The sequence below is a fragment of the Arthrobacter sp. NPDC080031 genome (assembly GCF_040702485.1).
Taxonomy (GTDB): Bacteria; Actinomycetota; Actinomycetes; order Actinomycetales; family Micrococcaceae; genus Arthrobacter.
In genome coordinates, this window is the sequence record NZ_JBFBLA010000001.1 from 357,383 (window position 1) to 369,789 (window position 12,407).

The window sequence follows — 12,407 nt, forward strand, 5'->3', positions numbered from 1 at the left end:
CCAAGGAGTCAGTTCGGGGCCCGACCGAAGGGCTTCCGGCGGCACGGCTTACCCTCTAGAATTCGCCAATTCCGGCCTGCTGATAGTGTGGCGAACAACATGACATCGGGCACTCCTGGAGCCTGACCGCGGAACGAAAAGGCAGCAGAACACGTGAAAGAGCGCAAGGATCCCACTCCCGCCGAACAAGCACCGGAGTCCAGCCTGGATGGCTTGGCCGGCGGGCCTGCCCGGGACGGCAAGGATCACGGCGAGGGCCTCATGGCGTCCTTCGTGCGCCGCCTCCGCCAGCCCATCCCCGGCGCCCAACCGCGGGTCCGTTTCGAAATGCCTCCGGAACTTGAGCACGATTCAACCTTCGAGCCTGCCGAGGATGAATCCGACGGTCCGCGCTTCGGTTCCCCCGGTCCCAGGATGTCCGCGCAACATCCCCTGTATGTCGGCTTCATGGGCACTGCCGGCGTCGGCGTCGCCCTCATGCTGTATTACATCGGCACCAGCACCGTCCAACTGCTGTTGTGGATCGTTACGGCCCTGTTCATCGCCTTGGGGCTGGATCCCGTGGTCCGCTGGCTCGAAGACCGCAAGGTGCCGCGCCCTGCCGGCGTCGTCATCGCCGTCGGAGTCCTCGTTGCCGGAGTGGCGGCGTTTTTCGCCACCCTCATCCCCACCATCGTGGAACAGGTCTCGCAGATCGTGCGGCAGGCTCCGGACTGGATCCGGGGCTTCGTGGATTCGGATTTCTTCCGCTCCCTGGACAGCCAATTCGGCGTCCGGGACAAGATCAGCCAGGAACTGGACAAGTTCGTCAAGAACCCCGACGCCATGGGCGGTATTTTCGGCGGCGTCGTCGGTTTCGGATCCACGGTGGCCAACGGGCTCTTCGGGACGCTGATCGTCCTGGTCCTCAGCCTCTACTTCCTCGGCGCCCTGCCTGCCATGAAGAGATGGGGCTACCGGCTCGCACCACGCTCACGCAGGCCCAGGGTGGAGGCGCTGTCCGAGGAGATCACGCGCTCGGTGGGCAACTATGTGATCGGCCAGGTTTGTGTTGCCCTGCTCAACGCGTTGTTCGCATTCATCGTCATGAGCATCCTGGGCATTCCATTCAGCGTCCTGCTGGCTTTCGTGGTTGCCTTGCTTGCGTTCATCCCCTTGGTGGGAGGCTTGATTGCCGCTGTGGTAGTCATCCTGGTAGCCCTCACCGCCGGCTGGCAGACTGCCGTGATCTACGCCGTCTGCTACTTCGCCTATCTGCAGTTCGAGGCCTACTTCATCTCCCCGCGCATCATGCAGAAGGCCGTCGCCGTCCCCGGTGCCGTTGCCGTGATTTCGGTGATCGCGGGCGGCAGCCTGCTGGGCGTGCTCGGCGCCTTGATCGCCATCCCGACGGCGGCAGCCATCATGCTGCTGCTCAAGGAAGTCTTCATCGCCCGGCAGGACCGCCACTAGGCCGTGGGGCCTAGGATGCCGTGGCTACTGGACCCGTCCAGTGGCGCGGCAGGCCATCGGGCCCTGCACCGGCTTCCGTCACGTCGTCCACGATCTCGTCCAGGACCCGGGCCGCGTACTTCTCGCCGACCCACAGGTGCTTGGCTCCGTCGATCCCCACGACCCGGGCCTGCGGCACCAGGCTGAATCGTTCGGCGGCCTCGGCGGGCTGGAGATAGTCGTCGTGTTCCGGAACCAGGACTGTCAACGGCTTTCCCGAAGCAGCCCATTCCTTCAAGTGCACGTCCGTGGCCCGGTGCAGCGGCGGAGACAGCAGGACGGCGCCCTCCACTTGGGAAGCCACCGGCTCAACGGCCCCATACATCAAGGCCAGTTCGGTGCCGAAGGACCAGCCCACCAGCCAGCGGTTCGGAAGCCCGCGTTCCACGGCGAAGCGGACAGCAGCCTCGACGTCGTACCGCTCACCGATTCCCTCGTCGAAGTGCCCCTGGCTGGTACCCCGGGGCGAATGCGTTCCCCGCGTATTGAAGCGCAGGACAGCGACGCCGGCCAGTGCCGGAAGCCGGTAGGACGCCTTCCGGTAGACGTGCGAGTCCATGAATCCGCCGTGCGTAGGCAAGGGGTGCAGCGTAATGAGCGTGGCCGAGATCCCGCCGGACTCCGGCAGCGCCAGCTCACCCACAAGCAACTTGCCGTCTTCGGTGCGGAACTCCACGTTTTCGCGGTGCGCCGGCAATACCGTGGACGCCCTGATGTCCGTGGCAGACTCCGGCTGGCTGAAAACGAGGGAAGCAGGATCGAAACTCATGCTTCCAAGCCTAAGTGCTCGGCGGCGGGGCCGTCGTCGTGATTTCCCCGCTTTTGGACGCTACCGCAGCCCGGACTCCCGCATTTCCGGGTATTCCCGGGGGCCCGCCCCGACCAAAGGTGGGGAGATTCAGCGGGCCGTCTCAAGTGCTTAGCGGTACCTGTAGGTTCGGCCTGTCCAGCAGTTGTTGTGCCAGTGGCGGCGTTCCGCCAACCCCGCGGCATCGCCGAAGAGGTGCGTCTCGGACCACACCACCAAGTGGGCGATTCCAGGCATGATGGCCATCGAACAACCGGGACATATATAGGTCTTCTCGGCATTGCGTGCCGTCATGGTCCGGACCATCCAGTCGCCGTCGGGGGCGCTTTCCCTGCGGGCAATGCCCGAACGGGCACGTTCCAGGTCCAGTTCCGGCGACTCGCCTGTCCGTTTCCAGCTTGCCTTGGCTGATTCGCTGCGTCGGGGGCGGTTGGAGCGAGGCATGACTCCATTCTGCCCCAGTCGCTGGTTGCGCGCGGCAGGGGAAGCGGGAGAGGAAGTAAAGTGGGGCGGGTGCGACTCGTCATAGCCCGTTGTTCCGTAGATTACGTTGGCCGCCTCAAGGCCCACCTCCCGCTTGCCACCCGGCTTTTGCTCGTCAAATCCGATGGTTCCGTGCTGGTCCACTCCGACGGCGGCTCCTACAAGCCGCTTAACTGGATGAGCCCGCCCGCTACCTTGCGGGTGACCACGCCGGATGAGACGGAGGTCGAAGAAGGCGTGGTGGAGCAATGGACCGTGCAGTCGGCCAAGACCGATGACCGGCTCATCATCAACATCTACGAGCAACTCCACGACACTTCCCACGACCTCGGAACGGACCCCGGGCTCATCAAGGACGGCGTCGAAGCCGATCTGCAGCGACTGCTCGCCGAACAGATCGAAACCCTCGGTGCCGGCTATTCGCTCATCCGGCGCGAGTACTTCACTGCCATCGGTCCGGTGGATATCCTGGCCCGGGACGGCGAGGGCAGGACGGTCGCCGTCGAACTCAAGCGGCGCGGCGACATCGACGGCGTCGAGCAGCTCACGCGCTACCTTGAACTGCTCAACCGCGATCCACTGCTGGCACCGGTGCGGGGAATCTTCGCCGCACAGCAGATCAAGCCGCAGGCGAAGGTCCTTGCCAACGACCGCGGAATCGACTGCATCACCCTGGACTATGACGCGATGCGCGGGGTGGACGACAGCGAGTCGCGCTTGTTCTAGGCGTGCTGGCCGTCATCCCGGGTAAACCGGGTCAGGCGCGGGCCCCGGCAACTAGAATCAAAGCATGACTGTCCCAGACCGGCCTGTATGTTCTTCTGCGCCCGTGCGCCATTTGATTACCGGAACCATCGTCAGCGACGGTGCGGTGATCGAAGATGGCCTGGTAGCGGTGGAGGATGACCGCATCGCCTTCGCCGGTCCGGCCGCCGAATTCCACGAAGCAGCCTTCGAAGGGTTCGAGGAGACCCCCCGTACCGATTTCCCTGCCGAGCGGTACCTTGTCCCCGGATTCGTGGACGTGCACTGCCATGGCGGCAACGGAGGAGACTTTCCCGGAGCCGATGAATCCTCGGCTCGCAAAGCCATCGATTTCCTGCACCGCTCCGGAACCACCACCCTCCTCGCCAGCATGGTCACGGCGCCGCGGGAGGACCTTCTCCGCGGCATCGAGCTTTTCGTACGCTTGGCCGATGAAGGACTCGTGGCCGGAATCCACCTGGAGGGGCCTTTCCTCTCCCATGCGCGCTGCGGCGCCCAGAACCCTGCCTATCTGCTGGAGCCGGACCTGGACCTGATGAGCGAGCTGGTCGAAGCTGCTGCCGGCAAGCTCGCCACCATGACCTACGCCCCCGAACTTCCCGGCGCCGCGGCACTCGTGGACCTCATGACGTTTCACGGAGTAACGCCCTCGCTCGGCCACACGGATTGCGACGACGCGACCGCGGCCGCCTCGCTCACCGCGGCGCGGGAGGGCCTGGAATCCGCTGGTTTCGACGGCGTCAGCTCCTTGCCGACTGTGACGCACCTGTTCAATGGCATGCCTCCGATGCACCACCGCTCCCCCGGGCCTGTGGCCGCTTCCCTGCGCACCGCCCAGGAAGGCAAGGCCGTCGTGGAACTGATTGCGGACGGCACCCACCTTGACCCGAGCACCGTCGCAACCGTTTTTCAACTGGTAGGCGGCGCAAACGTTGTCCTCGTGACCGATTCAATGGCGGCGGCGGGACTCTCCGACGGAAACTACATGCTGGGGCCTTCCCCGGTGACCGTGACGGACGGCGTCGCTACCCTGGATGCGACGGGGTCCATCGCCGGCGGCACTGCGACCCTGCTCGACGTCGTCAGGCGCACGGTTGCGGCCGGCGTCGGGCTCGCCGACGCCGTTGCGTCGGCGACGGCGGTTCCCGCCGCGGTCCTGGGGCTTTCCGATGAACTTGGCGGCCTTCGCCGGGGCCTGCGGGCCGATCTCGTCGTCGTGGACAAGGACCTCCAACTCGCGGGGGTATTGCGCAATGGGGATTGGCTCGCCTAAGCCGAATTTACAGGCTCCCAATGGCGCATCCCGTGGCGGGCGCGCTTTCTTCCGTTACCTTCTTTTTACTTAAAATTTGTCGGAATTCCCCGGCAGACCGTTGACCTCCAGTATCCGCCATGAAAGTGTTGTAGCAGTCTTTGTGTAGGTGTGATTCATGCTCGCAAGACGTGTTGCGAGCGTGAAGCTCCTGCGAAGCCAACCAGGCCTTGCTTGGACGGAAAACCAGGTCTTCTCGCGGAGTAACCAAGGCCGGCACGCGGTGTGCCGGACTTAAAAGTTCCACAATGAGGAGAAACAAAAATGGCACTGGGCACCGTCAAGTGGTTCAACGCTGAAAAGGGCTTCGGCTTCATTACTCCGGACGACGCAGAAGGCGACGTCTTTGTCCACTACTCCGAGATCCAGACCGGCGGATTCCGCACTCTCGACGAGAACCAGCGTGTTCAGTTCGAGATCGGTCAGGGCGCAAAGGGCCCGCAGGCCACCGGCGTAACCGCCATCTAGTTTGACTGTTTGAATTCTGCCTGGCAGATTCAGGAAAGGGGTTCCGCACAGGGTGCGGGACCCCTTTTACCTTTCAGGCAACGAGTGTGCGGAGAAGCCGCGCAGTTTGCCGGACGGACAGCCCCGGCAAATATGCCCGGCTTAGCGCAGCGCCGATCGCGGGAATCTCCAGACTGTCTTGGTAGTACATATACAAAGTCCTGTACTCCGGCTGGAACCTCGATTTGAAGCGGGCCAAAGAGCGGAATCCGTAAACAGGCTCCAAGGTCCTGCCAACGAGGTCGAGAATACCCGCCAGGCCGGCTTCGCCGTTGGAGAATTCCTCGGTCTCCCCGGCCAAAGGCGAGCCCGAGAGGGAAATGACTTCCACTCCCTGCCGCAACTCGTGGACCGCCGAGGCAATCATGAATTCCATGAGGCCGGGGAAAGCGTCGCTTCGCCGGCGCATGAAGTCCAATGTCCAGCTGATAACTTGGCCGTCACGAAACACCGGTAGCCAACTGGTGACCCCATAGACAAACCCTTTGCCGTCGACGGCTATGCAGCAAAGCACTTCATCGTCCATCAGCTCGTCGAGGGAACCTAAGGTAAAGCCCATTTCCGGCACCTTTTTCCTGGCGGCCCACTCTTCCGACACTTCGCCGAGTTGGGAACGTACGTGTTGCGGGAACTCCGAATAGCGGCCCCACCGGGCTTCAACCCCGGCCTTCAGTGCGCGGTTCTTGGCTGTGCGGACGTTTTGCCACGCTTTGCCCGTGAACTCGAGGTCGCGGATGGCGAGCCGGGTTTCCTGGGCGACCGCGATTCGGCGAAATCCCGTGGATTGCAGCATCGGCCACAATTCCTCTGTGCAGGAGTAGAGGCACGGCACCAATGCGTGCTGTGCGCAGTAGTCAAGGAATCCCTCGGTCGCGGCAGTAGCTTGTACGGGATCACCGAACGGACCGGCAAGGGTCAGTGCGACGTTTCCGTGCTGCTGGTAGGCAATTCCGGCGTCCATTCCGGGAGTGAACCAGAACTTGTTCGGCTCCCATAACGCCATCCACGAAAGGGACTCCCCGCCGCGCTTGACCAAGTCCCTGGCCGCCAAGCGGGCCGGATCGTCACCGCCGGGGCCGTGCTGCCGTTTGAGAAGCAGCGTCCACACCGCTGCCAGGGCCACGAGCCAGAAGATGATCCCCGACCACGCGAACAGTATTGACTCGGCGGCGCTTCGGTCCGCGAACACGCGACCGAATGCGGTGGGTATGGGCAAGGGAAGGTACTGTCTGGCGAGTTCCGCAACGAGACCCAGGATGCCGCCGTCGTGCGCCATACCGCCCGAGCCGAGCCACGCTCCGGTGTAGGCGCTCGCCAAGATGAGCCACGTACTGCCAACCAGCCACGTCATCTTCCGGCGGAGCGGCGCCCTCGAGCCCACCACAAAGTTGCCCCTGAACAGGAAAAGCAGAACCGCCAGGATAAGGGGAACCAGGGCGAGGGTCAGAATGTGGAACACCGCTGAGCCCATGATGACGGTACGGCCTCGTCCTGGAAAATGCGGAATGCTGGCAAACAGCACCAGGTAGGCGAAGGACAGCGCCACCACGCCGAGTTGCACGCCGATGGCGATTTTCAGGGCCAGGCGCCTTCCCTGGCGCATGCCCACCGCACAGATCAAGAGAAGCAACGCGGGTACCACCGCGAGGGCCACGCCGGCGGGCCCGGGATAACCCTGGCGTCCGAGTTCAAGGCAACTGATGTCCACGGTTCCACCGCAGTTCGCCTGCAATTGGTTGAGCGTCGGAACAGGGTTCAGGACCATCTCGCGGAGCAACGCGAGCGGCCCCGCGGGGCTCCGCACCGCGCCAGCCACTAAGGGCCCGACGCCGAAAATCGCCACCATGAGCGAGAGGAGGTTTCGTGTTTCGCGCCTGGTCGCCCGGTGGCTCGGTTGAACGCCGTGGTCGAGCTGCAGCCACAGACCGGTCCCCAGTCCGAGCACGGCACCGGTCAGGGCCATGACAGCCGAGGGGTCGCCAACATACAGGACCAGGAGAAGCGCCAAGGACACAACAATCGCCCTGAGGCGCCGACGCCACAGAGTCGGCAGAAGGCCACTGGCCGCCATCGAGACGAAAAGGGTCGCGGGAAGGGGCCCGGACGTCCTGGCGTCCATCATCCGTCCCAGCCAGCCGTCGTCGGCATAGGCTGCCAACTGGACCACCAACAAAAAGGCGGTCACCGTGGCAAACTGCCCGCCAAGGAAACCAGCCGCTGCGCGGAACCACCCCAGCTTGCGCTCTGAGGATCCCAACAACACGACCAACAACAACGAGGTGATGACGTAGTCGAAAGGGTTGGCGGCAAAAAACATCGAGGTCCAGATGGACCACCAATCCCCCGACTTCAATCCGCCACCGCTCACGCTCGAAAGATGCCGCAATGCGTCAGGGCCGTACCCGAGATCGGAGTCGAAGATCGCCGGAGTGAGAAGGTACAGCGCGAGCACAAACACCGTGAAAGGGATGGCGCCAATATGGGCCGCTACGTTGCCCAGGATGGCCCGCGCAAGGGTTGCCGCCATCTTCCGGGCGGGCCTGGCATTTTCGGAGTCAGCCGCCTGGTCCTTGGACAATTGGGCTTCCTGGGTACTCACGGGACGAGTCCCCATCGAAGGGCCAGGAATTCCATTGCGGCGGGAAGCTCTTGCACGGCCACAGCCCACGAATGGCCGGCTCCGGAAACTGAAGCATGCCTGATATCGAAGCCGGAATTGCGGGCGGCTGCCGCCAATTCGGTGGCATAGCGGACGAATTCGCCGTCTGCGGCCCCGACGGCGAAGAAGCCTGCGTGGCCGTGGTAGCTTCGCTGTTTCATCAGGTTCAGCGGTGTCAGGGCGTCGAACGCCGCGGAGTCCCCGCCAAATGCGGTCTGGATGGTCCGCTGGCGATCAGGACCAAGTGAAGGCTCCCGCTCTCCCGAGAACGCGATGAAGGAAGGGTAGATTTCGGGATGCAGCATGGTCATCTGCACGGCACAGGTTGCTCCGAAGGAGAACCCGCCGACCGTCCACTTCCTGGGGTCGGCGGACACCTCGAGCGTCGAGTTGATCCAACGCGGAACATCGATCGCGAGGTAGGTGTCGGCACGTGCGATCCGGCTGTCCATGCACATCGTGTTTGCGGTATCGGACCCGTTCGGATCGACCACCACGACGACGGGAGCCACGCCTCCGTGCCGGGCGGCGAAGGTATTCATGGCCGGTTCAAGCAGGCCGCCGGTCAGCCAATCGGCGGGACGTCCGGGCTGGCCGGCAAACAGGACCAGCACGGGTAGTTGGCTGCGGTCAGTGGTTTGGTAGGCCGGTGGCAGGTAAATGAATGCATCCTGGGCCTTGAAACCGGATTCGATTCCGGGAATAGATGCCCTGCGGACTATTCCCCCCTCAGGCAATGACGCCGGCAGGGCCCCCGAAAAACCCCTTTTGAACCCCTCCTCAAGATGCGGAATCCGTCCTACATTGTGGCCGAAGAGATCGGCCGCCGTGTGGTTGAGCCCGAAGTAGCTGTTGATCTGGGCAGCGGAGAGGAGCAGCACGGCGAAGAAGGAAACCCCTGCGGCGCTCCTGCCCCGCCACGAGGAGCCCGGGAGCCTGAAAAAGAAGAGGGCCAACGCGGAGAAGGCAACTGTCGACCAAACGAGGACTTCGAAGGGGAGATCCTCCGGGAACACCGTCAGGACGTTGACCAGCAGCCAATGGATGACCGAGACAACCCCACTCGCCACGGCAAGCGAAACAAGTATGGAAACCAGCCAGCGCCGGTCTCGTCGCAGGAGAAGGAATGCACTCCCGCCAATTCCAGAGCCCAGGACGGTCCAATAGAACGGACCATCAACCAGGCTCAGGTTGTACAGGAATTCCACTGTCTTCAGCGCCAGGTGCCGACGCCCACCACAGGGCCGGCTTCCAACCAGGACGACAACCCCGCGTAGGCATCAAATCTCATTGCCAGCATGAACGACTGGCCTTCATGCTGGAGTTCGACAACCACGACGTCGGGCTGAAGCCTCGTCCGTTCTTCCTCCGTTGGCTTCCGGCGGCCCAGGAGCTCCAAGGAACTACGGCGGAAGCTGTGTCTTGGACGGAAGCTAAGGGAAAGCAGACGGAACCACTCGAGCTCCGAGTCCTGATAACGACAAACCCCCATCCGCCAGCTGTTTCCAGCCGTGCAAATGGAGGCGTCGACCGTGCCCAGGGCGCGCCGCAAATTGAAGCGGCGCACCCCGACGAGGCACAGTGTAAAGATCAGCAACGCAAACGCCGTTGCCAAGGCGATGAACGGAATAGCAGAATCGTCCATCAAGGTCTTGCTATCGGATCCCCGCAGTAGCTGAATCGCCCAGCTGGGCGTTGTCAGCGACGATCACCACGCGGTTGTTGTCGACGGAGAAGAACCCGCCGTCCACAACTACTGCAAGGCGGTCTCCGGTAACCGGCTCGATGGCCAGCTCGCCCGCGGCCAGAATGGCGAGGAGCGGCGAGTGGCCCGGCAGGATCCCGATTTCACCATCGCTGGTGCGGGCCTTGACCATCTTGGCCGCACCGGACCACACGAAGTGGTCCGCTGCGACAATCTCAACCTCGAGCTCAGCCATACTACTTGGTCTGTTCCTGGATCTTGGCCCACTGGCGCTCGACGTCATCCAGGCCGCCGACGTTGAAGAACGCCTGCTCTGCGATGTGGTCCAGCTCGCCGTCGCAAATCGCCGTGAAGCCTTCCACGGTGTCCTTGATGGATACGGTGGAGCCTTCGACGCCGGTGAACTGCTTGGCGGTGTAGGTGTTCTGCGACAGGAACTGCTGGATGCGGCGTGCACGCGACACGACGATCTTGTCTTCTTCGGACAGTTCGTCAACGCCGAGGATGGCGATGATGTCCTGGAGTTCCTTGTTCTTCTGCAGGATCTGCTTCACACGGACGGCCGTGTTGTAGTGGTCCTTGCCGATGTACTGCGGGTCCAGGATGCGCGAAGTCGACGTCAGCGGGTCAACGGCCGGGTACAGACCACGGGAGGCGATTTCACGGGAAAGTTCCGTGGTCGCGTCGAGGTGTGCGAAGGTCGTTGCCGGAGCCGGGTCGGTGTAGTCATCAGCAGGCACGTAGATGGCCTGCATCGACGTGATCGAGTGGCCCTTGGTCGAGGTGATGCGCTCCTGCAGGAGGCCCATCTCGTCGGCGAGGTTCGGCTGGTAGCCAACTGCGGACGGCATGCGGCCGAGCAGGGTGGAGACCTCGGAACCGGCCTGGGTGAAGCGGAAGATGTTGTCGATGAAGAGCAGCACGTCCTGGTTCTGCACATCGCGGAAGTATTCCGCCATGGTGAGAGCGGACAGAGCCACGCGCAGACGCGTTCCCGGCGGTTCGTCCATCTGGCCGAATACAAGGGCGGTGTCCTTGAGGACGCCTGCCTCTTCCATTTCAACCCAGAGGTCGTTGCCTTCACGAGTACGCTCGCCAACACCGGCGAATACCGAAGTACCACCGAAGTTACGGGCGACACGGGTGATCATTTCCTGGATCAGAACGGTCTTGCCGACACCGGCACCACCGAACAGACCGATCTTTCCACCCTTGATGTACGGGGTGAGGAGGTCGATGACCTTGATGCCGGTCTCGAGCATCTCCGTGGAGCCCTCGAGAGACGCGAAGGCCGGAGCCTTGCGGTGGATCGGCCAGTACGCGTCCGCGTTGATCTCGGACTCGTCAACGTCCAGCGGCTTGCCGAGGACGTTGAAGATGTGGCCCTTGACGCCGTCGCCGACAGGCACGGAGATCGGGGAGCCGGAGTCCTGCACGGAGGTGCCGCGGACGAGTCCGTCGGTGGCCTGCAGGGAGATGGCACGGACGAGGTTGTCACCCAGGTGCTGGGAGGTCTCGAACGTGATGGTCTTGGTCTCACCGTTGAGGGTTACCTCGGTGGTGAGTGCGTTGTAGATCGACGGGATTGCGTCAGCCGGAAATTCGACGTCGACAACCGGGCCGATGACGCGGGCAATGCGGCCGGTGGCGCCGGCCGTTGCGGCTGCGTGCTCGGTAGCGGTGGCAGTCATCTCTCTCACTTCACTCAGTAGATGGCGTGGGGTTAAGTTTATCTATTTGGTGCAGGTGCAGCTTGCGCCGAACCATGCACCGGCGACTACGCGCTCAGGGCGTCGGCGCCGGCCACGATTTCGGAAAGCTCTTGCGTGATCTCAGCCTGGCGGGCCGTGTTGCGCAGACGCGTGTACTTCTTAATCAATTCGGTCGCGTTGTCGCCTGCCGACTTCATGGCGCGCTGGCGGGCGGCGAGCTCGGAAGCCGCTGCCTGCAGCATTGCCGCGAAGATGCGGGATTCGATGTAACGCGGAAGCAGTGCGTCAAGCACCTGCTCCGATTCCGGTTCGAACTCGTACAGCGGCAAAAGCTCGGACTCACTGACTGCCTGCTCTTCAACTTCGAGCGGCAGGAGACGGACAATCGTGGGCTCCTGCGTCACCATCGACTTGAAGCGGGTGTAAACGACGTGGATTTCATCCACGCCACCCTCAGCGAAGTCGTTGGCGAACTCTTCGAGAAGAGCGGCGCCGATTTCCTTGGCAGTCTCGAATTCCGGTGCGTCCGTTCCGCCGGTCCACACGCGGGAGTACGGACGGCTGCGGAAGTCGAAGTAGGCCTGGGCCTTGCGGCCCACCAGGTAGGTCTTGACTTCCTTGCCCTCTGCCCGGAGAAGCTCGTTGAGACCTTCGGCCTTCTTGAGCACGCTTGCGGAGTAGGAACCAGCCAGGCCACGGTCCGAGGTGATAACCAGGACTGCGGCACGGCGGATCTGCTCCGGCTCGGTGACTAGCGGGTGATCGATTTCGCTCTGGCTTGCGACAGCAGAAACAGCACGGGTAATCGCGTTTGCGTAGGGCGTCGAAGCTGCAACGCGGGCGCGGGCCTTACCGATGCGCGAGGTAGCGATCAGTTCCATCGCCTTGAAGATCTTGCGCATCGACGTCGTCGAGCTGATCTTCTGGCGGTAGACCCGGATCTGGGCTCCCATACATTTCCTTTC

General features: G+C 63.1%; 12 protein-coding genes. 4 read left to right on the plus strand and 8 right to left on the minus strand.

What is annotated here, in order from left to right; translation table 11 throughout:
• Positions 1 to 261: 261 nt before the first annotated feature.
• Positions 262 to 1,452: an AI-2E family transporter gene (locus AB0323_RS01650; RefSeq protein ID WP_366175879.1), complete on the plus strand. Its 1,191-nt coding sequence runs from the start codon at positions 262 to 264 to the stop codon at positions 1,450 to 1,452.
• Between the two features lie 10 nt (positions 1,453 to 1,462).
• Here the strand turns inward: AB0323_RS01650 and AB0323_RS01655 are convergent, their stop codons facing one another.
• Positions 1,463 to 2,260 carry an alpha/beta fold hydrolase gene (locus AB0323_RS01655; RefSeq protein WP_366175827.1) on the minus strand — a complete coding sequence of 266 codons (798 nt, stop codon included), beginning with the start codon at positions 2,258 to 2,260 and terminating at the stop codon, positions 1,463 to 1,465.
• A 150-nt stretch (positions 2,261 to 2,410) separates the two neighbouring features.
• The gene (locus tag AB0323_RS01660) at positions 2,411 to 2,743 is read right to left on the minus strand and encodes an ATP/GTP-binding protein (RefSeq protein ID WP_366175828.1); all 333 of its coding nucleotides are present in this window, start codon (positions 2,741 to 2,743) and stop codon (positions 2,411 to 2,413) included.
• 69 nt (positions 2,744 to 2,812) lie between these two features.
• Here AB0323_RS01660 and nucS point away from each other — a divergent pair, with 69 nt between their 5' ends.
• The 3 genes from nucS to AB0323_RS01675 all read left to right on the plus strand — a co-directional run bounded on the left by nucS (position 2,813) and on the right by AB0323_RS01675 (position 5,327).
• Positions 2,813 to 3,508: an endonuclease NucS gene (gene nucS, locus AB0323_RS01665; protein ID WP_366175829.1), complete on the plus strand. Its 696-nt coding sequence runs from the start codon at positions 2,813 to 2,815 to the stop codon at positions 3,506 to 3,508.
• 64 nt (positions 3,509 to 3,572) lie between these two features.
• Complete coding sequence (nagA, locus tag AB0323_RS01670) at positions 3,573 to 4,820, plus strand: N-acetylglucosamine-6-phosphate deacetylase (protein ID WP_366175830.1); 1,248 nt, start codon at positions 3,573 to 3,575, stop codon at positions 4,818 to 4,820.
• A gap of 303 nt (positions 4,821 to 5,123) precedes the next feature.
• Positions 5,124 to 5,327: a cold-shock protein gene (locus tag AB0323_RS01675; RefSeq protein WP_133204019.1), complete on the plus strand. Its 204-nt coding sequence runs from the start codon at positions 5,124 to 5,126 to the stop codon at positions 5,325 to 5,327.
• A gap of 73 nt (positions 5,328 to 5,400) precedes the next feature.
• Here the strand turns inward: AB0323_RS01675 and AB0323_RS01680 are convergent, their stop codons facing one another.
• The 6 genes from AB0323_RS01680 to AB0323_RS01705 all read right to left on the minus strand — a co-directional run bounded on the left by AB0323_RS01680 (position 5,401) and on the right by AB0323_RS01705 (position 12,395).
• The gene (locus AB0323_RS01680; protein ID WP_366175831.1) at positions 5,401 to 7,965 is read right to left on the minus strand and encodes a DUF2156 domain-containing protein; all 2,565 of its coding nucleotides are present in this window, start codon (positions 7,963 to 7,965) and stop codon (positions 5,401 to 5,403) included.
• Positions 7,962 to 9,233 (minus strand): alpha/beta hydrolase-fold protein, encoded by a 1,272-nt coding sequence (locus AB0323_RS01685; RefSeq protein ID WP_366175832.1) that lies wholly within the window; start codon positions 9,231 to 9,233, stop codon positions 7,962 to 7,964. The genes AB0323_RS01680 and AB0323_RS01685 overlap by 4 nt, the downstream gene beginning before the upstream one ends.
• A 5-nt stretch (positions 9,234 to 9,238) precedes the next feature.
• Complete coding sequence (locus AB0323_RS01690) at positions 9,239 to 9,670, minus strand: DUF2550 domain-containing protein (protein ID WP_364533561.1); 432 nt, start codon at positions 9,668 to 9,670, stop codon at positions 9,239 to 9,241.
• A 10-nt stretch (positions 9,671 to 9,680) separates the two neighbouring features.
• The gene (locus AB0323_RS01695) at positions 9,681 to 9,965 is read right to left on the minus strand and encodes a F0F1 ATP synthase subunit epsilon (RefSeq protein WP_059387616.1); all 285 of its coding nucleotides are present in this window, start codon (positions 9,963 to 9,965) and stop codon (positions 9,681 to 9,683) included.
• A gap of 1 nt (position 9,966) precedes the next feature.
• Entirely contained in the window at positions 9,967 to 11,421 is a 1,455-nt protein-coding gene (gene atpD / locus AB0323_RS01700) for a F0F1 ATP synthase subunit beta (RefSeq protein WP_059387615.1), read from the minus strand.
• A gap of 86 nt (positions 11,422 to 11,507) precedes the next feature.
• Complete coding sequence (locus AB0323_RS01705) at positions 11,508 to 12,395, minus strand: F0F1 ATP synthase subunit gamma (RefSeq protein ID WP_364533557.1); 888 nt, start codon at positions 12,393 to 12,395, stop codon at positions 11,508 to 11,510.
• Between the last annotated feature and the right edge of the window lie 12 nt (positions 12,396 to 12,407).